Origin of the sequence: uncultured Clostridium sp. (assembly GCF_947039605.1) — a bacterium.
Lineage (GTDB): Bacteria > Bacillota > Clostridia > Clostridiales > Clostridiaceae > Sarcina.
The window spans coordinates 73655-98856 of the sequence record NZ_CAMQZG010000001.1; the positions used below are offsets into that span (position 1 = coordinate 73655).

At 29.3% G+C, this 25202-nt stretch carries 25 protein-coding genes and 1 other annotated feature; of the genes, 12 read left to right on the forward strand and 13 right to left on the reverse strand.

Going from position 1 to position 25202, the window contains the following annotated elements:
- Positions 1–74 precede the first annotated feature (74 nt).
- Entirely contained in the window at positions 75–599 is a 525-nt protein-coding gene (gene hpt / locus Q0V24_RS00340; protein ID WP_297517398.1) for a hypoxanthine phosphoribosyltransferase, read from the forward strand.
- Positions 600–792: 193 nt separating this feature from the next.
- On the forward strand, positions 793–1227 hold the full coding sequence (locus Q0V24_RS00345; protein WP_297517400.1) for a hypothetical protein: 435 nt from the start codon (positions 793–795) through the stop codon (positions 1225–1227).
- Positions 1228–1249: 22 nt separating this feature from the next.
- Here Q0V24_RS00345 and yunB read toward each other — a convergent pair whose 3' ends face one another.
- Positions 1250–2089 (reverse strand): sporulation protein YunB, encoded by an 840-nt coding sequence (gene yunB, locus Q0V24_RS00350; RefSeq protein WP_297517402.1) that lies wholly within the window; start codon positions 2087–2089, stop codon positions 1250–1252.
- Between the two features lie 163 nt (positions 2090–2252).
- Between yunB and Q0V24_RS00355 the strand changes: the two genes are divergently transcribed.
- Both Q0V24_RS00355 and Q0V24_RS00360 read left to right on the forward strand, forming a co-directional pair.
- Positions 2253–4787 (forward strand): transglycosylase domain-containing protein, encoded by a 2535-nt coding sequence (locus tag Q0V24_RS00355; RefSeq protein WP_297517404.1) that lies wholly within the window; start codon positions 2253–2255, stop codon positions 4785–4787.
- Positions 4788–5112: 325 nt separating this feature from the next.
- Positions 5113–6546 (forward strand): sodium:alanine symporter family protein, encoded by a 1434-nt coding sequence (locus Q0V24_RS00360; protein WP_297517406.1) that lies wholly within the window; start codon positions 5113–5115, stop codon positions 6544–6546.
- Positions 6547–6581: 35 nt separating this feature from the next.
- On the opposite strand, the gene Q0V24_RS00365 is transcribed toward Q0V24_RS00360, so the two are convergent.
- Entirely contained in the window at positions 6582–6980 is a 399-nt protein-coding gene (locus tag Q0V24_RS00365) for a hypothetical protein (RefSeq protein WP_297517408.1), read from the reverse strand.
- A gap of 265 nt (positions 6981–7245) precedes the next feature.
- Between Q0V24_RS00365 and Q0V24_RS00370 the strand changes: the two genes are divergently transcribed.
- The gene (locus Q0V24_RS00370) at positions 7246–7641 is read left to right on the forward strand and encodes a YtxH domain-containing protein (RefSeq protein WP_297517410.1); all 396 of its coding nucleotides are present in this window, start codon (positions 7246–7248) and stop codon (positions 7639–7641) included.
- A 27-nt stretch (positions 7642–7668) separates the two neighbouring features.
- Positions 7669–7989, forward strand: a complete 321-nt coding sequence (locus tag Q0V24_RS00375) for a hypothetical protein (RefSeq protein ID WP_297517412.1) — start codon at positions 7669–7671, stop codon at positions 7987–7989.
- A 27-nt stretch (positions 7990–8016) separates the two neighbouring features.
- Here Q0V24_RS00375 and Q0V24_RS00380 read toward each other — a convergent pair whose 3' ends face one another.
- Both Q0V24_RS00380 and ndk read right to left on the reverse strand, forming a co-directional pair.
- On the reverse strand, positions 8017–9084 hold the full coding sequence (locus Q0V24_RS00380; RefSeq protein ID WP_297517414.1) for a GNAT family N-acetyltransferase: 1068 nt from the start codon (positions 9082–9084) through the stop codon (positions 8017–8019).
- A 256-nt stretch (positions 9085–9340) separates the two neighbouring features.
- Complete coding sequence (gene ndk, locus Q0V24_RS00385; protein WP_297517415.1) at positions 9341–9730, reverse strand: nucleoside-diphosphate kinase; 390 nt, start codon at positions 9728–9730, stop codon at positions 9341–9343.
- A gap of 170 nt (positions 9731–9900) precedes the next feature.
- Here ndk and Q0V24_RS00390 point away from each other — a divergent pair, with 170 nt between their 5' ends.
- A complete protein-coding gene (locus tag Q0V24_RS00390; RefSeq protein ID WP_297517417.1) occupies positions 9901–10170 on the forward strand; it encodes an acylphosphatase in 270 nt (89 codons plus the stop codon).
- 40 nt (positions 10171–10210) lie between these two features.
- Here Q0V24_RS00390 and Q0V24_RS00395 read toward each other — a convergent pair whose 3' ends face one another.
- Both Q0V24_RS00395 and Q0V24_RS00400 read right to left on the reverse strand, forming a co-directional pair.
- The gene (locus Q0V24_RS00395; RefSeq protein ID WP_297517419.1) at positions 10211–10780 is read right to left on the reverse strand and encodes a hypothetical protein; all 570 of its coding nucleotides are present in this window, start codon (positions 10778–10780) and stop codon (positions 10211–10213) included.
- Positions 10781–10904: 124 nt separating this feature from the next.
- Entirely contained in the window at positions 10905–11255 is a 351-nt protein-coding gene (locus Q0V24_RS00400; RefSeq protein WP_297517421.1) for a hypothetical protein, read from the reverse strand.
- Positions 11256–11496: 241 nt separating this feature from the next.
- Here Q0V24_RS00400 and Q0V24_RS00405 point away from each other — a divergent pair, with 241 nt between their 5' ends.
- The 5 genes from Q0V24_RS00405 (at position 11497) to Q0V24_RS00425 (ending at position 16266) form a co-directional block, all read left to right on the forward strand.
- Positions 11497–12795, forward strand: a complete 1299-nt coding sequence (locus tag Q0V24_RS00405; RefSeq protein WP_297517423.1) for a D-alanyl-D-alanine carboxypeptidase family protein — start codon at positions 11497–11499, stop codon at positions 12793–12795.
- A gap of 131 nt (positions 12796–12926) precedes the next feature.
- Positions 12927–13171 (forward strand) — a binding site (T-box leader).
- Between the two features lie 81 nt (positions 13172–13252).
- Entirely contained in the window at positions 13253–14272 is a 1020-nt protein-coding gene (asnA, locus tag Q0V24_RS00410; protein WP_297517425.1) for an aspartate--ammonia ligase, read from the forward strand.
- A 334-nt stretch (positions 14273–14606) separates the two neighbouring features.
- Positions 14607–14996, forward strand: a complete 390-nt coding sequence (locus tag Q0V24_RS00415; protein ID WP_297517427.1) for a CidA/LrgA family protein — start codon at positions 14607–14609, stop codon at positions 14994–14996.
- Positions 14989–15708 carry an LrgB family protein gene (locus Q0V24_RS00420; protein ID WP_297517429.1) on the forward strand — a complete coding sequence of 240 codons (720 nt, stop codon included), beginning with the start codon at positions 14989–14991 and terminating at the stop codon, positions 15706–15708. Before Q0V24_RS00415 ends, Q0V24_RS00420 begins: the two co-directional genes overlap by 8 nt.
- Positions 15709–15822: 114 nt before the next feature.
- Entirely contained in the window at positions 15823–16266 is a 444-nt protein-coding gene (locus Q0V24_RS00425; RefSeq protein ID WP_297517431.1) for a hypothetical protein, read from the forward strand.
- Between the two features lie 33 nt (positions 16267–16299).
- On the opposite strand, the gene Q0V24_RS00430 is transcribed toward Q0V24_RS00425, so the two are convergent.
- The 7 genes from Q0V24_RS00430 to polA all read right to left on the reverse strand — a co-directional run bounded on the left by Q0V24_RS00430 (position 16300) and on the right by polA (position 25176).
- Positions 16300–18540, reverse strand: coding sequence for a type IA DNA topoisomerase (locus tag Q0V24_RS00430; protein WP_297517433.1), 2241 nt, complete (start codon positions 18538–18540; stop codon positions 16300–16302).
- A gap of 186 nt (positions 18541–18726) precedes the next feature.
- Complete coding sequence (locus Q0V24_RS00435) at positions 18727–19653, reverse strand: tetratricopeptide repeat protein (RefSeq protein WP_297517434.1); 927 nt, start codon at positions 19651–19653, stop codon at positions 18727–18729.
- A gap of 32 nt (positions 19654–19685) precedes the next feature.
- Positions 19686–20597, reverse strand: coding sequence for an alpha/beta hydrolase (locus Q0V24_RS00440; RefSeq protein ID WP_297517436.1), 912 nt, complete (start codon positions 20595–20597; stop codon positions 19686–19688).
- Between the two features lie 72 nt (positions 20598–20669).
- Complete coding sequence (locus Q0V24_RS00445; RefSeq protein WP_297517438.1) at positions 20670–21263, reverse strand: hypothetical protein; 594 nt, start codon at positions 21261–21263, stop codon at positions 20670–20672.
- A gap of 106 nt (positions 21264–21369) precedes the next feature.
- Positions 21370–21933, reverse strand: a complete 564-nt coding sequence (locus Q0V24_RS00450; protein ID WP_297517440.1) for a lytic transglycosylase domain-containing protein — start codon at positions 21931–21933, stop codon at positions 21370–21372.
- 9 nt (positions 21934–21942) lie between these two features.
- The gene (coaE, locus tag Q0V24_RS00455) at positions 21943–22545 is read right to left on the reverse strand and encodes a dephospho-CoA kinase (RefSeq protein ID WP_297517442.1); all 603 of its coding nucleotides are present in this window, start codon (positions 22543–22545) and stop codon (positions 21943–21945) included.
- 15 nt (positions 22546–22560) lie between these two features.
- Complete coding sequence (polA, locus tag Q0V24_RS00460; protein ID WP_297517444.1) at positions 22561–25176, reverse strand: DNA polymerase I; 2616 nt, start codon at positions 25174–25176, stop codon at positions 22561–22563.
- Positions 25177–25202 lie beyond the last annotated feature (26 nt).

Sequence of the window (25202 nt, forward strand, 5' to 3'; positions counted from 1 at the left end):
ATATGTATAGCTAATGTGCTACTCTATTTAACCATAAATACTATTTTATAAAAACTCTTGGAGGGAATTTAGACATGGAAAATAAAGAAAGAAATATTCTTCTTACAGAAGATCAAATTACAGAAAGAATTAAAATTGTTGGAGAAGTTATCAAAAACGATTATATAGACAAGCCAATATATGTACTTTCATTATTAAGAGGAAGTTTTATATTTGCAGCTGACCTTGTTAGGGCTATTGATGGGAAAGTTCAAGTAGGATTTATGACTACTTCAAGTTATGGGCATGGTGAGGAAAGTACAGGAATTGTTAATGTTGTTAATGATATCCCTGATAATATTGAAGGTCTTGATGTACTTATAGTTGATGACATAATAGATACTGGAATCACAATGGACTTTGTTATAAACCATGTTAAATCACTTGGAGCAAAGTCAGTTAAAATATGTACACTTCTTGATAAACCTTCAAGACGAACAAAATCTTTAAAACCAGATTATTGTTGTTTTGAAATAGAAGATCTGTTTGTTGTTGGATATGGATTAAATTATGGAGATTTCTACAGAAATGTTCCTTACATCTTCAACTGGGAAGATTAATATTTAATGAGAAAGTAGAAAATTTCTACTTTCTCATTTTTTTACTTATACTCAAATCTATATATTTATTTTTAAAACTTCTTAACAATAATTAACTTCCACTCAAAATTTCTCTTCGAAACTTTTAATCAATTCTCAACTTGCTCTATATTTATGGTAAAATGTAATTAAAAAACTAACAGGGGGTACCCTAATGAAATTTGTTATGATTGCTTCTTCTATTTTTGCATTAATTGTACTAAATGTAGTTATGCTAACATTTGTAAGACATAGTGCTAATCTATTAATCTCTAAAATATTAATGTTAACTGGTTCTTTTGTTTATGTTATTGCATCAATCTTTTCATATAAAATAACATATATCGTCGGACAAAATGCTATTCTCATAGGAATTGTTTTTGGAGTATATGGATTATATAAACATAGAATTTCTAATTTACCAGTTATAATTTTTTCTATTACTTTTATATCAACAGAATTCTTAGCACATCTATTTAACATAAAAATACTAATGTTTTCAACTAAACTAAGTGGATCTACTATTTCTACTATTTTAAGTATTTTACTTCCACTATCTTTAGCTATCATAACTCATTTATTTATACACAAAAAGGCAGAGCATATCTAAATAATATGTTCTATTTTTTTAGTTACTCACCAAATTCAACTCCAAGTTCTGGCACATCTGGAAGAGTAATTTCTCCAGCCTCATCTAATGGATTTATATCTTCTATTGATTCAGATTCTATTCCATTTTTTTCATAATCATCATTTAATGCATCTTTTATAGCATCTACCCCTATACTCGTTCTTGGTACCTCTCCTAAAATTATGTTCTCTGCTATCGGTATTTGATGTTTAACTATAACTTCTCTGCTTTGAAGTGGTAAGACTATTTTTAAATTTGTTTCAAGATTTATATAAATTTTATGTCTAGTCTGATTTATCCCTGCACTTTCAAATGATGATTCATAACTTGTTTTAACCCGCCCTATTGGCTCCATTCTAACTGTTATAGATGGTCCAAAATAAGCTAAAATATTATTTTGAAGTGCATAACCTATCGGAACTTTCACCCCAACGCTTCCAACCTCCTCAATATCTTTTTGTGCTTCTATCGCTACTTTAGTTGCAAGTTCATTAAGTTTCATTGTATCTGCACTTATAAAGTTTATTTTTCCAAGTTCATCTTTATCAACTTCCATAATTTCCTCATAAACAAATCCTCCACCATATATCTCTCCTATATTCTTATTTATTATGTCCATTGCTTTTGCTCTCATCTCAGCATCTGCAACTAAAAGAACTGTTGGTGCAATAATCTTATCAAAATAATAAATAAAACTAGTAAAAAGTATACTAAGTGATATTACTGAAATCACACCATAAAATCTAATCTTATGTTCAATCATATAGCCATTTTCAACCGTCGAACATTGTCTATTTTTATAGGATATTGTCTGCCTTCTAGGCTTCTGTTTTAGATACAAATTGTTCACCTACTTTTCGCTTTCTATTTCTTCCTTCTCATATTATTAATATGCTATAATGAAATGGAATATTTTGAATAATTCAAATCTAGGGGGAGATTTTCATATAAAATTTCTCATAAAATTAAGGGAAAATTAAATAAATTGATATTAGGAGGAAATTATGACTGAAAACAGAAATAAAAAGACGCCTAAAAAAAGAAGTGTTAGGAATACATCTAAAGCAAAAAAAGCTTTTAAAGTATTTTCTTTTACTTTAATGTTTTTAGTGCTTACAGCTATAGTTACAGTTGCAGGGTTTGCATTTGCAGTTATTAAAAGTACAGATGACATAAATCTTGCCGACATTCAAAATCTTGCTCAACCAGCACAATTTTATAGTTCTTCTGGTGAAAAAGTAGATACTCTACGTACTACTGAGCAAAGATTTAAAATAAAATCAGAAGCTATTCCAAAATCACTTAAAGATGCATATGTATCTATTGAGGATGAAAGATTCTATAACCACCAAGGTATTGATGTAAAAAGAATACTTGGGGCAGCAGTTTTTAATGTAAAGTCAAAATTGTCAGGTAATAGTGCTCTTCAAGGGGGATCTACTCTTACACAACAGCTTATAAAAAATACGATTCTTACAAATGAGCGTAAGATTCAAAGAAAAATTAAAGAAGCCTATTTAGCTATTGAACTTGAAAAAATTCAATCTAAAGATGAAATTTTAACTGCATATTTAAATACTATTCCTTTAGGAGGAACTACTCATGGAGTTCAAGCAGCCGCTCAAAGATACTTTTCTAAAGATGCAAAAGATTTAAATTTAATTGAATCAGCTTATATTGCTGGAATTACTCAAGCTCCTGGACTTTATGATGCTTTCACAGAAAAAAATCTTGAAGATCCACAGAGATATATTAAAAGAGTTAAAACAGTTCTTGGAAAAATGCTAGAACTTGGAAAAATAACTCAAACTGAATATGACCAATCAACTAAAGATTTAGATGATGGAAAACTTAAGTTCTATGCTAAAGAAGTAAGTGATTCACTTAACTACGAATCATTTAATAGAGCTGTTATTGATCAAATTATGGAAGATTTCGTAGATGATCTTGGTTACTCAAAAGAAGAAGCTGAAAGCCTTATAGAAAAAGGTGGTCTTCATATTCATACAACAATGGATAAAACTCTTCAAGATAGTACTCAAGCTATTTTAAATGAAAAATCAAATCTTGGAGTTCCAGGTGCTGATACTTTTAATGAATTTGGTACACCAAGCCTTCAAGCCTCAGCTGTTATAACTGATTATAAGGCTGGGCAAGTTAAAGTAATGATTGGTGGTAGAGGAACTCAGCCTGCTAGAGGTCATAATAGAGCTTTTGATTTATTAAAACCAACAGGTTCATCAACAAAACCATTACTTGCATATGCCCCCGCTATGGATTTAAAACTTATAAATCCCGGAAGTGTATTTGATGATGCACCACTAGAACCTGCTCTTTATTCAAAGTATAATAGTTGGAACCTTCATAATTATACTGTTGGTTCATATAAAGGTTATGCAACTGTAATGGATGCAATGACTACTTCACTTAATACTGTTGCAGTAAAAGCAGCTGATAAAGCTGGTGTTAAAAACATTATTTCTTATGGTCAAAAGTTCGGATTAACAGTTGATGCTACAAATGGAATGTCATCACTTGCGCTTGGACAATTTGATGGTGGCTATACAGATGATGAAACTGCTACTGGTAGTAATTCTTATCAAATGGCAAATGCTTTTGGTTCTTTTGGTAATAGTGGAATTGTTACCGAAGCTAAATTATATACTGAAATCAAAGATTCTAATGGTAAAGTTATTTTAAAAGCAGAACCAAATAAGACCCAAGCAATAACACCTCAAACAGCTTATGTTATGTATAATACAATAACAGGTTCAGCAGGACCTGCTGCATATGCTATCCCTGGAATTCAAACAGTTGGTAAAACTGGTACATCAAATGATAATAAAGATTTTTGGTTTGCTGGTCTTACACCTTACTATTCTACTGCTGTTTGGATTGGACACGATAGTCCTACTCCAATGAGTGGTAACAGCTCCTCAACTGCCGCAACTCTTGCAGGTAAAATAATGAAAGTTGCTCATGTTGGTAAAGAATCTAAAAATGGAATTACTCGACCTAACGGCGTAGTTGGTATCACAGTGTGTAAAGATTCTGGTTTAATCCCAACTGGTTTATGCTCTAAAGATCAAAGAGGTAGTAGAGTTTTCAGTACCGTTGCTATAAGTGGCTCTCAACCTAAATCTTATTGTGATTCACATGTAAGTGTTAAAGTAAATAAATTAAATAACAAACTTGCTAATGCAAATACACCTGCTAGTTTAATAGCAGAAAGAGTATTTATTAAGAAAAAACATATCCATAATGGTGTTAATGTAGCTGATTATAAATATATGGTTCCATCTGGTACTGATGATATGATAACTATCCCAGATGTTGAGAACGAGGATGCAGAAGATGATGACGAGGATGTTGATCCGGAAACTCCTGACATAGAAGAACCTGATGAAGGTGGTGAAACTACTCCACCAGAGCCTCCAATTCCTCCGGTGCCACCAGAGCCTCCAACACCTCCGACTCCTCCAGTACCACCAACACCACCACCAGTAACCGAACCTGATGTTGGTGGAATAACAGAATAATAAAAGAAGATGAAAAACAAAAGTTTTTCATCTTTTTTTCTGCTATAAAACTTTTTTGCTAATACTATTATTAACATCTTTTTCTATTTTTGACTGTTCTTCTTTTATAAATTTCATTTATTATTACATTAATATTTTTTACTCATTAAACTACCCTCTCTATATGGCTATTTATAGGTTTTTCTTTCTTTTATCGATAAAAAATATTTTTTGAATAATGAAACCTTTTTGTTATGTTCTTGCAATTTTTATTAAAATACATTACAATTTTAATATATTAACCGGAATATTTTTATTTAAGATGTATTTTGAAAGGGGTTATGTTATGAATTTATTAAATAAATTAGTAGGTGAAATTAATGGTTTGCTTTGGGGGTATATATTAATTTTCGCCTTACTTGGTCTTGGAATTTACTTTACTTTTAAAACTAAATTTGTACAATTTAGATATATAAAAGAAATGTTTAGATTACTTGGAGAGGGATTTGGTGATTCTAAAGATAAAGAAAAAAAGGGGATTTCATCATTCCAAGCATTTTGTATAAGTACAGCTTCAAGGGTTGGTACTGGTAATATTGCTGGGGTTGCAATTGCTGTATCAATTGGAGGTGCTGGTTCTGTATTTTGGATGTGGGTTATAGCACTTATTGGATCTGCTTCAAGTTTTGTAGAGAGCACACTTGCTCAAATTTACAAAGTTAAAGATGGCGATAGCTTTAGAGGTGGACCTGCTTATTATATGGAAAGAGCCTTAAATAAAAGGTGGATGGGAATTATTTTCTCAGTTTTAATTACAATCTGTTTTGGATTTATATTTAATGCGGTTCAATCAAATACAGTTTCACAATCTTTTAGTGCTGCTTTTGGATTTAATGAATTATATGTAGGTCTTGGACTTGCTGTTCTTACTGCCTTTGTTATATTTGGTGGTGTTAATAGAATCGCTAAAGTTTCAGAAATTATTGTACCTATTTTTGCGGTTGCTTATATTTTAGTTGCTATACTTGTTGTATTAATGAACATAACTCACTTACCATCTGTATTTAGACAAATATTTAGTGGTGCTTTTAACATTGAAGCTGCTGGTGGTGGCCTTTTAGGTGCTGCTATTATGCAAGGTGTTAAAAGAGGTCTTTTCTCTAACGAGGCTGGTATGGGTAGTGCACCAAATGCGGCAGCAACTGCTGAAGTATCTCACCCTGTTAAGCAAGGCCTTATTCAAACACTTGGAGTTTTTACTGATACTCTTGTAATTTGCACTTGTACAGCTTTCATAATCTTAATAAAAGATAATGTTACTTTTAATTCTATACTAGCTAGTAATGGTGTTACTAATCCTACAGGGGTTCAACTTACTCAATATTCACTTGAATCACATCTTGGAATATTTGGAGGTTACTTTATAGCAATATGTATATTATTATTTGCTTTTAGTTCAGTTGTTGGTAATTACTATTATGGACAGTCAAATATAGAATTTATCTATGGTGAAAATAAAGTTATTTTAAATATTTATAGAGTTTTAGTTGTTGGAATGGTTATATTTGGTGCAGTTGCAAGAGTTGAACTTGTTTGGAGTCTTGCAGATCTGTTTATGGGTCTTATGGCAATTCTGAATATGATAGCCATTGCTCTACTTGGTAAAATAGCCTTTGCTGCACTTGAGGATTATAGAAAACAAAAACAAAATGGAATTAAAGAACCTATATTTAAAGCTTCTTCAATTCCAGAAGTTAAAAATACAGACCATTGGAATTAAAAAATAGCCAAAAGCAATAATGCTTTTGGCTATTTTTATATTAATCTTTCAAATGCAAAATCTTTTTCAATTTTGAGAGTATCTTTATGTATTTTAATTTTATAAATTTTAGGACACCCTTCTTCTCTCCATTTCTTCATATATCTAACAGTTGCTTTTGCTGCATAGAAAAACTTTTCTTCATACTCATCTGAAAATTCAAAAAAAATATCTATAGACTCTTCATCACATTTAATTAAATCACTTTCTATATTTCTTACTATTGGTATAAAATATTTTATTGGAATTAAATATGGATATTCTTTACTGCTTTTTACTATTTTGCTTTCAAATAAAGCTCTTTTTATTATGCGATTTTCTTTCATTTCCTCGCTAATAAAAGCTCTAAATTTAATTTCACCTGTTCCACTACTCTCTATTTTAAATTTCAACATTTTTCTTCTTACCTTTCACTTTCTCTAAGATTATTATAAAATTTAAAACAAAATTTTTCAATCTAATCTCTTTTTATCCAATTAAATCTGTTTTTATTTTATTAAAATTGATTTTCATTAAATTTTTTGTTACAAATTTCTTAACTTTCCAATTTTATCATCATTTTTCTTATTTTTGAGTTTTCAATGTTTATTATTAGCATAAATTGGTCTATAATATATGTATAGTATATTATATTATTTTAATTTTAAGGAGGAACAAATTATGAGATTATCACAATTATTAGAAGAAAAAAGAAAAGCAAAAAAGAGACAGGCTATGGCAAAAACAGCTAAAACTGTTGGAATAACAGCTATCGTTGGTGCTTCAGTTGGTGCACTAGGTGGTATATTATTTGCTCCTAAATCTGGTAAAGAAACAAGAGAAGATTTAAAAAATACTGCTATAGATACAAATGAAAAATTTAAAGTTAAAGCAACAGATGCTAAAGTAAAATTAAATGAGAAAATCCAAGATGGAAAAGGAAACCTTTCAGAGGCTAACTTGAAAATCAAAGATTATCTTAAATCTAAAAAAAACAAATTAGAAGTTGTAGAATCTAATGAAGAAGTTGCAGAACTTAGTGAAACAGCAACTACAGAAGAAGAAGTACAAGCTTAATTCTTTATGAGTTAAGAGGAGGATTTTATGCAATTTACAATTAATATGGAAGATTTATTATGGGGCGCATTAGGAATAATAGCTGCAATCGCGCTTATATACATAATTATCACTTTAATAAATTTAATAAAGGTTCTTAAAAATGTTAATGCACTACTTGTAGAAAACAAAAAGAATCTTGATACTACACTTGATAATGTCGCTCATATATCAGAAAATGCAAAGGATATTAGTGATGTAGCAACTGAAACTACAGCTGATATTTTAGTTGCTAAAGAAAACCTTACAGGTCAGCTTGATACTGTAAAAGATATTGTTAACATAATTGTCGGTGTATTCAAAAAATAAGCTAGGACACATGTCCTAGCTTATTTTTTATATATAATTTTTTATCTTATCTAATTTGTTTTTCCCGTATAACTTTTCAACTAAATGAAGGCTTCCTTCCATTACACCTTTAATACCCTTAAACAATAAAAATTTACCATTATCTATAAGATCACTTTCAACATAATTATAACCCCATATACTACTTCTATAACTTGCTCTTTGTTCTTCTATTAATGTTGCATTCATTCCTCTAAGGTATTCAAGTTCTAATAATACTGGTATTGATGAATCCATTGCTACTACACTATTAGCATTATTTATAATTTGCTTAAATATTTTTTTTATAGTTTCAGTTTCTTTTGTTATGTTAATCCCATCTAAAAATATAACCATATCATATTTCTTTCTTGTTGATATAACTTCATCAACTTTAAATTTTATGCCTATGCTGCTTTTTACAACTTCTGACTTTGAAAGAATATCTATATTTAAAGGTCCTAAATTTTCTTTTTCGCATTTATTTAAACACTCACTTATAAATCCAAGCCTTGAAAGACTTACACCATTAAAAGCAATCATAGCAACTTCTATTTTTTCTATACTTCTTATCTCAATAAATTCTTTTTTTCTTAATCTATATGATTTTGGTGTTGTTTCACTAAACCCTAATTTTTTAAGTGTATTCTCACCTATTTTATTTTCTTTAGACACAGTATCTACTATAACTTCTCCACCAAATTCATAAAAATAGTATTCTAATATTAGCTTAATAGCCTCACTACCATACCCATTTCCTCTGTATTGATTTTGGATTTTAATGTTAAGTCTTGCTATTTTGTTAGCTGAATCATACCCATGAAAACTAACTTCCCCAATTGGAGTTCCATCATTTCTATAAACTAAACAATAAAAGTTTTTTCCATCTGTTGGACTTACCATCTTTTTATAAAAAGTAGTTTTATGTCTTTCAGTAAAATCATATACTCCACCAATATCTCTCATGGTATTATAATCGCCCCATAAAGTTCTTGTGTATTCAAGTTCTTCAAACTCTGGCTTTTTTATATATAATAAACTCCCACTTCTTTTATACCCTTCATTCTTTAACCCCATAAAATCACTTCCAATCAAAGCTTACATACTTTATAAGTAAAATTATACCATACATCTTGCCATTTAAGAAAATTTTGTGCTAATATCTGTAAATTTTTTTATACAAATATAATTCTTTTATCTATTTATTTTTTGACTCTAAAAATTAACTTTATAGTTTTCAGAGATGAGCTTATGGATATTGATAAAAAATTAAAGCTGCTAGAAAATAATAAAAACTACTCAAACTATTTAACATTTGAGTAGTTTTTTAGGTTTAAAACCAAATTTTAATTTCTCTTGTTGCATTCTCTTCACTATCTGATGCATGAACTGAATTTTCCCTTCCTGATAATGAATACATTTCTCTTATTGTACCTTTATCCGGATTTTTTGTAGCTCCATTTAGTTCTCTTATTTTTGAAATTGCATCCGCGCCTTCTAAAACTAAGGCAACAAGTGGGCTTCTTTGAATATATTCAATTAAAGGTTTAAAATACTCTCTACCTTCATGTTCTTTATAATGTTCTACTGCTCTCTCATATGATACTGTTTCCATTCTCATATTTATAACTTTAAGACCTGCTTTTTCATATATGCTTGTTATTTCACCTATAAGATTTCTCTCTACTGCATCTGGTTTTATTAAAACTAAACTTTTTTCCATCTTTTGTACGCTCCTATCTAAATATCTAGGTTATTATACTCTGAATTTGATTATTCTTCAATTTCTTTTGGTTACTCATTTCTTATTACTGTAACGATTTGTATTATAATATCACCTTTTATTTGATATTATAAAAATGTATATAAAAATAAAGAGGGTGAATATTTGATATGATTAGAAAAAGTTTTATAGCTAAAGGAAAGGTTCAAGGTGTGGGTTTTAGATTTTTTGTAAAACTCTCATCACTTCCCCTTAAATTAACTGGTAAAGCTGAAAATCTTGATGATGGTTCAGTTTTAATTGAAGTTCAAGGAAGTGGCTCTAACATTAAAGTTTTAACAAAGAAATTATTTAAAGGCAATGGTTTTTGTAAACTTGAATCACTAGATGAAGCACCTTTAGATATTATCGAAAATGAAAAAGATTTTAGTATGTATTAAAAAAACGTCTTAGCAAATATATTATCTGCTAAGACATTTTTTATTCTAAATCACTCCAAAGATCTTCTATAGTCTCATATGATTCAAACATGTTTTCTAATAAATCTGTTGCAACTTCTATATCCCAAGTTTCATATCTTGGTCTTTTTACAAGACTTATAATATTATCATCTTTAAGGCCTTTACTTACAACACTTTCATTACACTTATCTATATATTCTTGTGTAACATTTGAAACTGTATTTTCCATTTCAATACTTTTAATTCTCTCATTGTTTTCATCTCTAAAATCAATTATTATTCTATCTGATTTTTTTAATGTATCTAAAAATTCCTGATGCCAAAGTTCTCCATAATTAAACCAAACATCATAAGTTGTCTCAAAACTTTGAGCAAACTTAAACATAAGTAAAAACAATATGCAATCATCCGTTCCTATTATAGAATTTTTTAATGCAATAAGTTCATTTTCTTTAATTATATCTAATACTTCTTTGTAGTCTTTCACAAAAAATATAGGTATATCTTCACCTTGAATTTCTACTAAAAGCGGTACTATACTCCCCACTTCTCTTTCATCTAATATATCATTAACCGTTAAATCATTCATACTTTCACCTCAACTTTGTACTAATGCGTACAGTTAAAAATTATAAATTATTTTTCCTTTTTTTTCAATAAAAAAAATAAAATAGCACAGATATTTTAAACTGTGCTATTTTTTATTATTTATTTTATTTTTTCAAAAAATTTTTTTTACTTTTAAAATAGTCTTGGACCTCTTTATCACTACTTAAATTTGGTGAGTTATAATTTATAAGATATCCTTTTAAACTATCATATAGCGGTAAGTTTATATATCTAAGCTTTACAACCTTTTCGTCCATAGTATTAAAAGATATACTGCCCTGTGTATGTTTTATATCTCCTTCTATAGCAAAAATAAGTTCTTCATCTTCTAATATTGTTTTAAATGAATTTGTATTTTTATCATAGTCTATACCATAACAAATATCGCTGCTTTTAATCCCCTTTTTATCATTTATCATTGTGTAAAAATAAATATTTTCTTTTTTGCCTTCCATATAATCACCTACTTATAAAATTTAAACCATTTCATAAATGACTCTTTATATTATATAAATTTTTTTTAACAAGTAGACCTTTTTTATAAATAAACTATTTAATTAATCTTAATTTAAGAAATCCCCTTTAATTGTGTGAATTTTTTGCTAGATTAATTTTACTTTTACATTCTGTTAATTTTTTGCATTTATTTGATTGTTATACTTATATTAAGAAATTTTATACATAGGAGAGATAATAATGAAAAAAAATAAGGGTATTCTACTAGGAATTATGACAAGTCTTCTTGTTGGTTTATTTACTACTTTTCCCACGACACAAGTTCTTGCACAAACTAATAATGAAAAACCTTCTATTGTTGGAAAATCAGCAATAACTATGGACCTTGCAACCGGAGAAATTATCTATGCAAAAGATATTGATACAAAAAGATATCCTGCAAGTATAACAAAACTTATGACAGCATTAGTATTTGCTGAAAATGCGGATAAAGACTCTATAATACCATTTACAAAGAGTGCTAGTGTACAACCTGCCTACTCTTTAGCTGCTAACTATGCACCTATTGCAATAGGTGATTCTTTAAGTGGTTCTGATACTATGGATGCTCTACTACTTTTCTCAGCTAATGATTCTGCATATATGATTGGTGATTATGTAGCAGGTAGTAATGAAGAATTTATAAAACTTATGAATACTCGTGCTAAAGAGCTTGGACTTAAAAACACTAATTTTACAAACCCAAATGGTTTACATAATCCTGAGCATTATACAACAGCTTATGACCTTTCTTTACTAGCAAAGGTAATGCTTCAAAATCCTTGGATTAAAGAAACTATGGCTACTAAAGATGCTCAAATAGAATTTAATGATAGTGGTAAAAGAATAGATATTGAAAATAGAAATAAATTACTTGGAAAAGATGGCAATATTGGTGGTAAGACTGGATTTACAGACCCTGCTGGAAGATGTCTTTTAGCTTTCTATCAAAGAGGCGGCAGAAGCCTTGTTGGTATAGTTCTAAATTCTGAATATGGTGCTACTGATACTCAAGTATTTGATGATATGGATACGATAATGGATTATAGTTTTGCTGCTAAAAAATCACCTTATAGAAAAGTTGGTGATATAGTAACAGAAATTGAAGCTAAATATAAAACTTTTGGATTCTTTGGTAAAGAAAAAACTATAAAAATACCTGTAAGCATAAATAAAGAAATTCAAAAATATGATAATTTACTTGATGAAAAAAATATTAATTTATCAGTTAATACAACAGATATGGATGCATGGAATATAGCTGGCAACACAGAACTTACTACTATTTTTAGTGAAAAAGGTAGCAAAATCGAATTAACTGCTAGTGCTCAAATTTCTAATTTCACTATAATTAAAGAAAATCTAGTTTACTATATTACTAGAATTGGTGGGGTACTTGGTATTATTATACTACTTGTACTAGCTTTCTTTAGTCTTATGAAAAGAAAAAGCAGACGAAATAGCTTCTATACACGTAGAAGAAAAAACATATTCAAATAACTTTTTAAAGTAGGGATTTCCCTACTTTATTTTTTTGGAACTTTTCTTATATATTTTTACTATTATATTTATATAAATTTATTTTTTAATTGACATTATAATTTTCTTTTGATAAAATCTTTATTAATTAAGATATGGCTAAGATAGGAAGAAGTATTTTAAGTATTTTCTTTTATAGCGAGTAAGTGATGGTGGAAGTCTTACAAGAAAACTTTTATGAATAACATCCTTGAGCTTCTAACCGAAAGATTTATTTAAGTAGGCTTAGACGGTCCCTTACCGTTAAAAAAGGCGAGTATCGATTTTTCTGTACTTTTAGAGATGGCTTGTTTTACAAGCAATTTAGGTGGCACCGCGGAAACCTTTCGCCCTAATTTTTTAGGGTGAGGGGTCTTTTTTTATTTAAAAATAATGACATGAAATATGAGCATAAAATATATTTTTAGGAGGATTTATTATGACTACACAAGAAAGTTTAATATTACCAAAAGGATACAAATCACAATTATCATTAAAAGAAACAGCTATTGCTATAAAAAAAGTTAAGGATTTCTTTGAAAATGCACTAGCAACACAGCTTGATTTAACTAGAGTGTCAGCACCTTTATTTGTGTTAAGAAGTACAGGCCTTAATGATGACCTAAACGGAAGTGAAAGAGCTGTTAGCTTTGATATGAAATCTATCCCTGATTCAAGAATTGATATAGTACACTCTCTTGCTAAATGGAAAAGAAGTGCACTTAAAAGATATGGTTTTGAATACGGCGAAGGTCTTTATACTGATATGAATGCTATAAGAAGAGATGAAGACCTTGATAACCTTCACTCTATTTATGTAGATCAATGGGACTGGGAGAAAATCATAAAAAAAGAAGAAAGAACACAGGCTACTTTAGAAACTATAGTAAAAAAAATCTTTAGTGCCTTTAAAAAAACTGAGGATTATATTTGTTCATTATACCCTACTATGCCAAAACAACTTCCTGATGAAATATTCTTTATTACATCACAAGAACTTGAAACAATGTATCCTGATTTTACTGGAAAAGAAAGAGAAGATGCAATTTGTAGAGATAAAAAAGCTGTCTTTATTAGTAAAATAGGTTACCCTCTACTTTCTGGTGAAAAACATGATGGAAGAAGCCCAGATTATGATGATTGGAACTTAAATGGAGATATCTTATTCTACTACCCTATCTTTGATAAAGCTGTAGAACTTTCATCAATGGGCATTAGAGTAGATGAAAAATCTCTTTTAGAGCAACTTACTTTTGCTGATTGTCTTGACAGAAAAAGCTTCCCATTCCATAAGCAACTTCTTAATGGAGAACTTCCCTATACTATAGGTGGGGGAATTGGACAATCTAGGATTTGTATGTTCTTCCTACAAAAAGCTCATATCGGAGAAGTACAGTGTTCTATATGGGATGATAAAATGATTGAAACTTGTGCTAAAAATAACATAGATTTATTATAATATCTACTAAGGTAAATAGCTATTCATTAGTTGTTTACCTTTTTATATTACAAAAAGGTAAAAATAAAGTTATTTTTTGTTAATTTATCATCATTAACCTATTTTATTATCAAAGTCATATATTTTAATTTAATTCCCAAAATTAGAGCATTTGACATGATTATTAGTTCTAATGCATTTAAACATATCTAACTCTCTTTCTTTCATTTATTCATCTTTTTTTACCACTCTGCACCCCCTACTGATACTATACAATTCCCTCTAATCATAATAGAATATATAAGGGAAATATTTTAAAACGGACTAAAATTAAAAATAATATGGAGGTTTTTCTATGAAACTTTTAAGAGAGATGTTACTAATCTTAGTAATATATTTCGTAGGAGATTTTCTTTCTAAAGGACTACACTTACCAATACCTGGTAATATACTTGGAATGATAATTCTTCTAATTTTACTTTGCACAAAAATTGTTAAAGTTGAAAACGTTGATAATGTTTCAACATTTTTACTTGACCACCTTGCTTTTCTATTTATACCAGCAGGTGTTGGAGTTCTAAATGCAATGAATGTACTAGATGGATATATAATACAACTTTTAATAATTGTTATTACATCTACTATGGTCATTATGGCAGTAACAGGTACTATTGTACAATCAGTAATGAAATTAATGGATAAAAAGAAAAACAAAAAACAAGAAGGCGGTGCTATAAATGAATAATATATATCATATAATGCAGAGCTCTTTATTCAGTATAATGATATGCCTACTTGCTTTTGAAATAGGGATTTTAATAAATAAAAAAACAAGAATCGCACTATTAAATCCTCTACTTATCGCAATTGCGTTAGTTATAGGTTATCTACTATTCTTTAAAATTAGCTATAATCAATTTAATAAAGGTGGGCAGTTTATAAGTGACTTATTACAACCTGCAACGGTTGTTCTTGCAGTTCCACTTTATAAGCAAATCGGCTTATTAAAGAAACACCTTATACCTATACTTTCTGGAATATTCTTTGGTAGTGGAATTGGTATTATTTATATATTCTTCCTAAGTTACTTCTTGAAACTTAGCCCAGAACTTATAAAATCTCTTATGCCAAAATCAATTACAACACCTATTGGAATGCAGGTTTCTCAATCTCTTGGTGGGGTTGTCCCTGTAACTGTTGTTGCAATTATTGTCACTGGTATAACAGGTGCTATAGTATATCCATTTATACTAAAAATCTTTAAAATAAAAAATCCAGTAGCTGTTGGGGTTGCCCTTGGAACATGTTCTCATGCTGTAGGAACTTCTAAAGCTCTTACTATGGGAGATACTCAAGGAGCCATGAGTTCTCTTTCTATAGGAGTCGCAGGACTTTCTGTAGTAGTACTTGCACCAACACTTTATGCGTTGCTTTCACATCTAGTTGGATTACACTAAAAGAATTTAAACTATCTCTTTTTAAGAGGTAGCTTTTTTATCTTAATACTGCATAATTTTTCATAATTATTGGCAAACTAATTCCTAGAATTACAATTAGGAGGCTCCAATATTATGAAAAAACTTAATAATCTTTTTATAGCTCTTTTAGTAGCGATTGCAATATTCTTATCTCTCAATATAACTAATGTTCATGCTACGCAGACATCACATCAAGTTCTTTACACAACAAATAATTTCAACATACATGGTGAACATATGAACTTTATTATAAACTCAATAAGCTCATCAACTGATAACCTTATAATAGATGGCTATCTTTTAAATCTTGATAAAATAAATCTAAAAGAAATTAAAGATTTTCATCTTAAAATAACAGATGCTAAAAATGCTAAAATTATTGATGAAGTATTTTTAGACCTACAACTTGAAACACCACTCTCTGGTCAAAGTGGTGTAAGAATAGTTTTAACTTCACCTCTTAAAGGTAAAAAGCTTGATAAAAAAGATTTTAGTAAAATTAATTATAATTTTAGTTACAACTATCTTGAAAGCTAAAAAAAGTTGGATTCAAATTGAATCCAACTTTTTTTATTTATTATCTATAAAGTCCATTTCCCAGTTATAGTATCCAGACTTTTCATTTTTAACATATCTTAAATAAGCTGCAAAAGTATTACCTTTTTTACTTTTAAGATTTCTAAATCCTACTCTTCCCTTTTCAAGTAAAATTCTAACCATAGGTTCATTTACTTCTTTTCCAAGCATTGTTATGAACTTATCATTTTTCCAAAGAGTAAATTTGCATCCACTCTTCCAGTTACTACATCCATAGCCTTTATCACCTTCAACTATCGGATTTCCACATACAGGACACTTTCCAAGACTCTCAACACCTTTTTCAAGTTGTACTTTTACTTTGCAAAGTGCTGATTCATCTTTTTTAATAAGGTCTACTGCATTTTTTGTGAAATCTTTTATAAGGTTTAAAAACTCTTCTTTTGTAACTATACCTTTTTCTATATCAGAAAGTGTCTTTTCTAGTCTTCCTGTATACTCAAGGTCTAAAAGTTCTTTTGCTGGGAATATCTCTACAATAGTCTTTCCAAGTTCTGTTGTTGTAAGGTTTTTACCTTTACTCTCAACATACCCTATATCTTTTAATTTTTTTATAGTCTCAGCTCTTGTAGCTGGAGTTCCTATACTAAACCCACTAAGAATAGCAGCCATCATTTCATCTGATGTATCCTCTGTATTTTCTTCATTCTCATTTTCTGAATCAGTAGATTCTACCTCATCTTTTTTAGCTTTCTTCTTAAAACTCTTTCCACAAGTTTCCATAAGTCTTAGAAGTGTTTTTTCTGTATGTAGTTTTGGTGGTTTTTTAGTAACTTTAGCTACTTTAACTTCTGCTACATCAACCATTTCTTTTTCTACAACCATAGGAAGAATAGTATCTTTACTTTCCTGCTTCTCTACTTTCTTCCACCCTTCTACAAGTTGTACTTTCCCTCTTGATACAAATATACCTTTTGCCTCTTCCTTATGAACCTTTGATGTTATCTTAGTTTCTTCAAATTCAGCAACTGGCATGAACTGCATTAAAAATCTATTTTTTATAGATGAATAAACTATCATTTCTTCTTTAGTAAGATTATTTGGCTTCATATATGTAGGAACAATAGCACTATGGCTCTCTACCTTTGAATTATCAAATATTCTTTTACTTTTAGTAAACTTAATTTCAGATTCATATGACAATCCCATTTTAAGTGTATTAAGAACCTTTTGAGTTCTATCAAATAGACTCTCCTCAAGGCATATACTACCTGTTCTAGGATATGTTATAAACTTCTTCTCATAAAGTGCTTGTGCAGTCTTTAAAACCTTGTCAGAAGTCCATCCTTTGTATTTACTAGTTACATGACCCTGTAGATTTGATAAGTTGAATAAAAATGGTGGATATTCTTTCTTCTTTTCTGTCTGCTTTTCTATAACTTCAGCTTTTTCATCCTTAATAGCTTTAGCAATAACATCAAGATACGCTTTATCCTCAAATTTCTCATCAAGTTTATCCTCTTTATTCTTTTCATAATAAAGACCTTCAAACTCTTTATTTTCTGCTGTTTTAAAATTAGAAGTCATTTTATAATAACTTGTAGCATTAAAGTTTTCTATTTCCTTATCTCTATCATAAATAATCTTAAGTGTTGGAAGCAACACTCTTCCTATGTTAAGTATCTTATTATCATTTAAATTATATTTAATAGTAGCAACAGATGTTAGGTTAATCCCTATAATCCAATCTGCCCACTGTCTTCCTATACCAGCATCTTGAAGTGTTTGCATCTCTTTATTAGACTTTAGATTTTGCATACCTTTCTCTACTTCTTTTTCTGTCCATTCATTTAAAAGTATTCTGTAAACTGGTTTTTTTTCATTGAAATACATAAATATCTCATCTGAAATTACCTGTCCCTCTCTATCATAATCAGTTGCAGATATAATTCCATCAACATCATCTCTATCTATAAGAGATTTTATAGTGTTAATTTGCTTTTCTGCTCCTTTATCTGTCATAGTTCTATTCATAGAATCAACTTTTACTTTATACTGAAAATTTTCTGGTATGAATGGGAACTTTTCAAGCTTCCATGACTTCATACTCTCCTCATAATCTTTAGCATCAAAAAGTTGTAATAGATGTCCAAATGCCCAAGTAACTAAATAATCATTTCCCTCAAAGTATCCATCTTTTCGACTTGTTATTTTAAGCGCCTCTGCTATATTCTTAGCAACTGACGGTTTCTCTGCTATAATAACCTTTTTCAAAAAACCACTCTCCTAAGTATCCCTCTATTTCATCTCTACTCACACTTTAATTACTTGCCCTTTTTAGAACTTTTAAAACATTAAGTAAGAAAACCTACAATATTTTTTCTATATTGTAGGTCTTATAGTATATCTAATTATAATATAAAATTTCAAAATTTCAAAATTATAAAAGTAAAATTTAGACTAATTACTTGTAATTCTCACAAGAAATTCTTTAAAAGCATCTGTTTCTCTAACTTTCACTAAATCATCATCTTTTATAATATACTCCATAAAACCATTATAAAGTTCATATGCCTTTATTATGTCATCTGTTGCTTTTTCTACTTCTTCATTTAAAGACCTAAAACAAGCTCTATTATAATATAAAAACTCTGAAACTGGATTAAAGCTAATACCTTGTGTAAGCATACTTATACCTTTTTCAATATCGCCCTCTTCTTTATATATAACTGCTAAATTCAAAAAGCTACTATCATGTCCTGGGTTCTTTTTTATAGCACGAACATACATAGCTTTGCTTTTATCTACAAGATTTAACTTTTTATATATTACCCCCATATTATAAAGCCCCATATAATTATCTCCATCTATCTCTACAGCTTTATTAAACATTCTATATGCTTTATTAAGTTCATTTCTTTCCTCATATATAGAACCAAGATTTAAATGTCCCCAAAAATCCTTTGGGCATATCTCTAAAAGCTTCTTATACCACTCAATAGCCTCTTCCTTTTCTCCATATATATCAAGTGCATTAGCAAGGAAGAATATACCTCTATCATAGATAGGATTAATCTCAACTGCTTTTCTATAATAATCTATTGCATTCTCATAGTCTTCACACTCATCATATATAACTGCTAATCCATAATAAGCCCTAGCCTCTGAATCATTTATTTCTATAGCTCTTATATAATACTCTTTAGCCTTTTGAACCTCTAAAAGTTGGTCATATAAAAGAGCTATATTAATAGTTAGCTCTATATCATTAACTTCTTCTAAAAGCCCCTCAGCCCTTAAATAGTAATTTAAAGCCTTAAGGTATTCCCCCTTATCATGTGATTTTTCACCTTTCTCTATATAAATATTAATAAGTTTATTATCCATTCTTCACCTGTCACTTTCTTTTCACTATAAAGTTATGTTCTATCTAAAAACTCTATAACATCATTCATAACTTCATCCTTGTTCTTCTCATTTAACATCTCGTGTCTACCATCTTTATATAACTTATACTCTGTATTATTCACACCGTATTTTTTAAGTTTATTTGCTAAAGATACAAGTCCCTTTCCCTGTTCTCCAACTGGGTCCATATCTCCTGAAAATATAAAGAATTTAGTAGACTTATTTATTTTATCAAATTCTACATTTCTATGTAATTTATTTACCCCTCTAATTAAATCATAATAAAAAGAGACAGAACACACAAATCCACAATCAGGATTTTTTATATACTCATCAACTGAATTCTCATTAGAACATATCCAATCATAATTTGTTCTAGCAGGCTTAAACTTATTATTATGCGCCCCAAATATAAGTTTATCCATAAGTTTACTTGTGTGTCTTCTCCCTAACAACCCAATTTCTATTCTTGCAATTATTGCCCCAATACTTGCAATAGGTTTAAGCTCTCCATTAGTTCCTGATAAAATAACTCTATTTATTTTCTCACTATATAACTCAAGGAACCTAAGACTAACAAATGAACCCATGCTATGTGCAAATAAAATAACCTCTAAGCCTTCATTTTCACTTTTAGCATTATCTATAAGCTCTGAAATATTTTCTGCTAAAACCTCAAACCCTTCACTATCAGCAATATATCCTCTATTTGCATTCTCATCTGTTTTTCCATGTCCCCTGTGGTCATGTGAATAAACACTATATCCTTCCCTATTTAATCTACTTGCAAATTCATCATATCTTATACAATTTTCTGCCATGCCATGTGATATATATATAATAGCCCTAGGATTTTCAATAGTCCATTTATAGCACTGTATAGTCTTTGAGTATTTATCAATAAATTTAAAGCTTTTCCTCATATCCGTAATTCCCCCATCAATACATTTTATTTATAATTTAAGCTTATCATAAAATTACTTTCAATAGGGTGTTTACTTTTTATTTGACTTTAAATAGCCCTCTATCTTAATTTCCCATGTAGAACCTTTTTTAACATTCACAGACTTCACAAAATTTAAAAATATTTTTAAAGCATCTTTTTTATAAAGTCCTTTCATTAAATGTCTTGGGTATGATACTTTTTTACTATAATTTTTCTTAGGATCAATTATCTTAACTTTTCCTTTTTCAATATTATAAAATATATCTTTACACCTTATATCAAGTCTTCTAAATTTTAATTTTTCAAACTCAATAGTCATTTCATAAAGAGCACCTGCTAAACGTTCATCCATTTTATGAGTTCTAAGATACTTATCTAGTCTTTCACCATCTACATAGTCTCTAACTATATAATTATCTCCAACTTCTTTAATCTTTGGAAAAAATTTTGAACCATCCACTTTTTTAAGTATATATGACTCATCCTGCCATGCATCATGTCTTCTAAAGAATTTAACTGTTCTTCCATCTTCAAATAAGAAAACAACCCCATTATGTCCTTCTCCTATTTTTTTAGCTGTTTGTAATCCATCTTCTATGTTTTTAGAAACTTCTTTTGAACTGTAATCAAAATTTTTACTCATCTGCTTCCTCTCATATAATATTACTTTATTAATTATATGAATCTAAATGATAAAAGGATACAGCCTATACCTTAAAATATAGACTATATCCTTCTTAATTATTTGATTATCTAAATTTGCTACCTTTTACATATAAAGATGTATATATATTCTTATAAGCATTTACTTTTTTCACATACTTATCAGTTTCTTTAAAAGGTATATAATTAAGATTTTTCCCATCTTTTGAATACTTATTATCATTAAGCCACTTTTTCACATTTCCTCTACCTGCATTATATGCAGCTATAACAAGATTCTCATTTTTAAATTCTTTATCTAAATTGTTAAGATACCAACAAGCAAACTTTATGCTAACCTCTGGCTCTTTTAGCATATCAACATTAAAATCTTTTACCCCTAATTGTTCTGCAATCCAAGTTCCTGTACTTCCTGTAATTTGCATAAGCCCTCTAGCATCTTTTTTTGACTGTGCATCTTCATTAAAATTACTTTCAGCCTTCATAACAGACATAACAAGCATTGGATTCACATCATATTCTTTACTATATTTCACAACATAATTACTATATTTAGCTGGAAATAATGCACCTTTTAACAGAAGCATTCCACCTTGAAAAATCAAATATATTACTGCTACGAAAAATAACACCCTAAAGGCTTTTTTCAATTGCAACCCCTACTTTTTATATATTTTTAAAAATTTAACTAAATCATCAACTTGCTCTTTAGTCTTAATAAGATTCCCATTATTATCAATAATGAGATTTGATTGTTCCTTTTTCTTTTCCATACTCCACTGAGAGTTTATTCTATTAACTGCCTCATTTTGAGTAAGCTTATCACGTTCTTTTATTCTTTGTATCTGGATTGTTTGTTTTACAAAAACAAGAATCATCATATCAAGTTCTTCATTATAACCATTTTCTATAAGAGTTGCACCATCTAAGATAACAAGTTTCTCTTTGTTTTTTTTATGAAACTCAAACTCAGCCTCTATTGCTTTTCTTATATAAGGCATTATAAGTGACTCATACTTAATTCTTTCTTTAGCAAATCTAAATATATGATTACCAAATTCTTTTCTTCTAAAATCCCCTCTCCAATCAAAGAAATTCTCTCCAAAATGAAGTTTTATTTCATTTAAAAGATATGGATTTTCTTCTAAAACCTCTCTAGCAATAACATCTGCATCTATAACTTTAAACCCTACATTTTGTAGCATTAAAGATATAGTACTCTTACCTGAACATATTCCTCCAGTAAGACCTATTTTTATCACTTTCTCTCACCCTTTCTATTTTGCTTCATACCACGTCTTACCTATATTCATATCTATATCAAGAGGAACATCAAGTTTTACAACATTCTCCATCTCATCCTTAATAAGAGCTTTAATTTCTTCTAACTCATCATTATAAACATTTAGTATAAGTTCATCATGCACCTGTAATATAAGCTTACTTTTTAATTTTCTTTTCTCTAGTTCATTCCATACATTAACCATAGCTATTTTTATAATATCTGCTGCTGTCCCCTGTATAGGAGCATTCATTGCAAGTCTTTCACCCATTGCTTTTACCATCTTATTAGATGCAGCTATTTCTGGTATAAATCTTCTTCTATTATAAATAGTTTTTACATAGCCATTTGTCTGTGCTTCATTTATAACATTTTCTATAAATACTTTTATATTAGGGTATCTATCAAAATAAATATCCATGTACTCTTTAGCTTCATTTCTTGTAATATTAAGGTCCTTTGCAAGACTAAAATCACTCATTCCATAAACAATTCCAAAGTTAACAGCTTTCGCTCTTCCTCTCATTGTTGATGTAACATCCTCTATTGGCACATTAAATACCTCTGAAGCTGTTTTTGTATGGATATCTGAATGATGATTAAATGCATCTATCATATTTTTATCTTCTGATATATGTGCAAGTATTCTAAGTTCAACCTGTGAATAATCGGCTGAAAGTATACATTGCTCCTCACCTCTAGCTGTAAATACCTTTCTTATCTCTCTACCCATTTCATACTTAATAGGTATATTCTGAAGATTTGGCTCTGTTGATGAAAGTCTTCCTGTTGTTGTTATAGTTTGATTGAAGTTTGAGTGAATTGCACCATCTTCATCTATAACTGCTTTTAAGCCCTCAACATAAGTTGAATATATTTTTGCAAGTTGTCTATAATAAACTACTTTCTCTATTATCGGATGTTTATCATTTAGCTTTTCAAGAACTTCTGCATTAGTTGAATATCCTGTCTTAGTTTTCTTTATAACTGGAAGATCTAACTTCTCAAATAAAATTTTTCCAAGCTGTTTTGGAGAATTTATATTAAATTCTTCCTCTGACAATTCATATATTTCCTTTTGAGTTCTATCAAGTTCACCTCTAAACCTTACTGAAAGCTCATCAAGCATAGTTCTATCAACAGTAAAACCTATTTCCTCCATTGCTGCTAAAACCCTTGTAAGCGGTAATTCTATATCATATAGAAGCTCTTCCATTTCTGTTTCTTTTATTTTTTCTTTAAGAACTGCTGCAAGCTTTGCTAAATAAGTAATCTCAACTATATCTTTTTGATCCTCTTCAAAATTAGGATATTCCTCAAGATAAATCTCAATAAGGTTTATCATAGGATATTTACCTTTTGATGAATCTAAAAGATAAGCTGCAAGTTCTATATCAAACTCTAACCCTTTTACCTCAATATCATCTCTTGATAAAATTCTCATAGCTACTTTTGCATTATAAAATGTTTTTTTGATATCTTCTGATTCAAATAACTCTTTTAATAAACTTTTAGCCTCTAAATCTACAAGTGACTCCATTAAAAGAACATAATTTTTCTCATTACTATTTATAAATATTTTTTCAAATGCTATTGTAGAATATAATTCTTCATTTTTAGCCGTAAACTTTATAAATATCTCTTTATCTAGAGAATTTATTAATTCTTTTAAGTCATTAGTCGTTACTATTTCTATAATATCTGATTTAAACTCTTCAGCTTTTAAATCCTCAACACTAACACCTGCAAACTTTGCAATATTAGCATCTGCTATCTTTATTTCAAGTTTTGTAAACATTCTTTTAAGTCCATCTAAATCATAATTACCTACAGAGCGTATTTCATCTAAATCAAACTCTATTGGAACATCAACATTTATAGTCGCAAGTTTTTTTGAGAATATTGCTTGTTCTGTATACTCAATTAAGTTCTCTCTTATTTTTTTACCACTTATATTTTCTGCATTCATAATTGTATTTTCTATTGAACCATACTCTTGTATAAGTTTATAAGCATTTACCTCACCAATTCCTGGTACTCCTGGGATATTATCTGATTTATCTCCCATAAGCCCCTTAACATCTATAAATTGTGTTGGTGTAACACCAAAATCTTCTATCATTCTTGCTTTATCAAAGCAATCTATTTCACTTACACCTTTTTTAGTAATACAAACATTTGTATTATCAGTTGCAAGTTGAAGTGCATCATGGTCCCCTGTCATTATAAAGACTTCCATACCTTCACTCTCAGCATATTTTGCAAGACTTCCTATAAGGTCATCAGCTTCAAAACCATCCATTTCATATATAGTCACAGATAATTTTTCTAATATTTCTTTAACTATTGGAAATTGACCTCTAAGTTCATCTGGCATTTTTTTTCTACCAGCTTTATACTCGCTATATTCAAGGTGTCTAAAAGTAGGTGCTTTTCTATCAAATGTACAAACTATGTGATCTGGTGCTATATCATTTTTCATTTTAAATAGCATATTTGTAAAACCAAATACTGCATTAGTATATACTCCATTTTTATTGCTTAAAAGAGGTATTCCATAGAACGCTCTATTAAGCAAACTGTTACCATCTAGTATAAGTAATCTTTCCATATTCTACGCCTCCATTTTCTCAGTCA

Excerpts from the sequence above, each read along its gene's own strand:
- Q0V24_RS00425 (WP_297517431.1), top strand. The coding sequence starts at position 15,823 with ATGAAAAAACTTAATAATCTTTTTATAGCTCTTTTAGTAGCGATTGCA.
- Q0V24_RS00370 (WP_297517410.1), top strand. The coding sequence starts at position 7,246 with ATGAGATTATCACAATTATTAGAAGAAAAAAGAAAAGCAAAAAAGAGA.
- Q0V24_RS00420 (WP_297517429.1), top strand. The coding sequence starts at position 14,989 with ATGAATAATATATATCATATAATGCAGAGCTCTTTATTCAGTATAATG.
- Q0V24_RS00345 (WP_297517400.1), top strand. The coding sequence starts at position 793 with ATGAAATTTGTTATGATTGCTTCTTCTATTTTTGCATTAATTGTACTA.
- Q0V24_RS00375 (WP_297517412.1), top strand. The coding sequence starts at position 7,669 with ATGCAATTTACAATTAATATGGAAGATTTATTATGGGGCGCATTAGGA.
- Q0V24_RS00405 (WP_297517423.1), top strand. The coding sequence starts at position 11,497 with ATGAAAAAAAATAAGGGTATTCTACTAGGAATTATGACAAGTCTTCTT.
- Q0V24_RS00435 (WP_297517434.1), bottom strand. The coding sequence starts at position 19,653 with ATGGATAATAAACTTATTAATATTTATATAGAGAAAGGTGAAAAATCA.
- Q0V24_RS00360 (WP_297517406.1), top strand. The coding sequence starts at position 5,113 with ATGAATTTATTAAATAAATTAGTAGGTGAAATTAATGGTTTGCTTTGG.
- Q0V24_RS00440 (WP_297517436.1), bottom strand. The coding sequence starts at position 20,597 with ATGAGGAAAAGCTTTAAATTTATTGATAAATACTCAAAGACTATACAG.
- hpt (WP_297517398.1), top strand. The coding sequence starts at position 75 with ATGGAAAATAAAGAAAGAAATATTCTTCTTACAGAAGATCAAATTACA.
- Q0V24_RS00395 (WP_297517419.1), bottom strand. The coding sequence starts at position 10,780 with ATGAATGATTTAACGGTTAATGATATATTAGATGAAAGAGAAGTGGGG.
- Q0V24_RS00415 (WP_297517427.1), top strand. The coding sequence starts at position 14,607 with ATGAAACTTTTAAGAGAGATGTTACTAATCTTAGTAATATATTTCGTA.
- asnA (WP_297517425.1), top strand. The coding sequence starts at position 13,253 with ATGACTACACAAGAAAGTTTAATATTACCAAAAGGATACAAATCACAA.
- Q0V24_RS00365 (WP_297517408.1), bottom strand. The coding sequence starts at position 6,980 with ATGTTGAAATTTAAAATAGAGAGTAGTGGAACAGGTGAAATTAAATTT.
- ndk (WP_297517415.1), bottom strand. The coding sequence starts at position 9,730 with ATGGAAAAAAGTTTAGTTTTAATAAAACCAGATGCAGTAGAGAGAAAT.
- Q0V24_RS00400 (WP_297517421.1), bottom strand. The coding sequence starts at position 11,255 with ATGGAAGGCAAAAAAGAAAATATTTATTTTTACACAATGATAAATGAT.
- Q0V24_RS00380 (WP_297517414.1), bottom strand. The coding sequence starts at position 9,084 with ATGGGGTTAAAGAATGAAGGGTATAAAAGAAGTGGGAGTTTATTATAT.
- Q0V24_RS00390 (WP_297517417.1), top strand. The coding sequence starts at position 9,901 with ATGATTAGAAAAAGTTTTATAGCTAAAGGAAAGGTTCAAGGTGTGGGT.
- polA (WP_297517444.1), bottom strand. The coding sequence starts at position 25,176 with ATGGAAAGATTACTTATACTAGATGGTAACAGTTTGCTTAATAGAGCG.
- Q0V24_RS00355 (WP_297517404.1), top strand. The coding sequence starts at position 2,253 with ATGACTGAAAACAGAAATAAAAAGACGCCTAAAAAAAGAAGTGTTAGG.
- Q0V24_RS00445 (WP_297517438.1), bottom strand. The coding sequence starts at position 21,263 with ATGAGTAAAAATTTTGATTACAGTTCAAAAGAAGTTTCTAAAAACATA.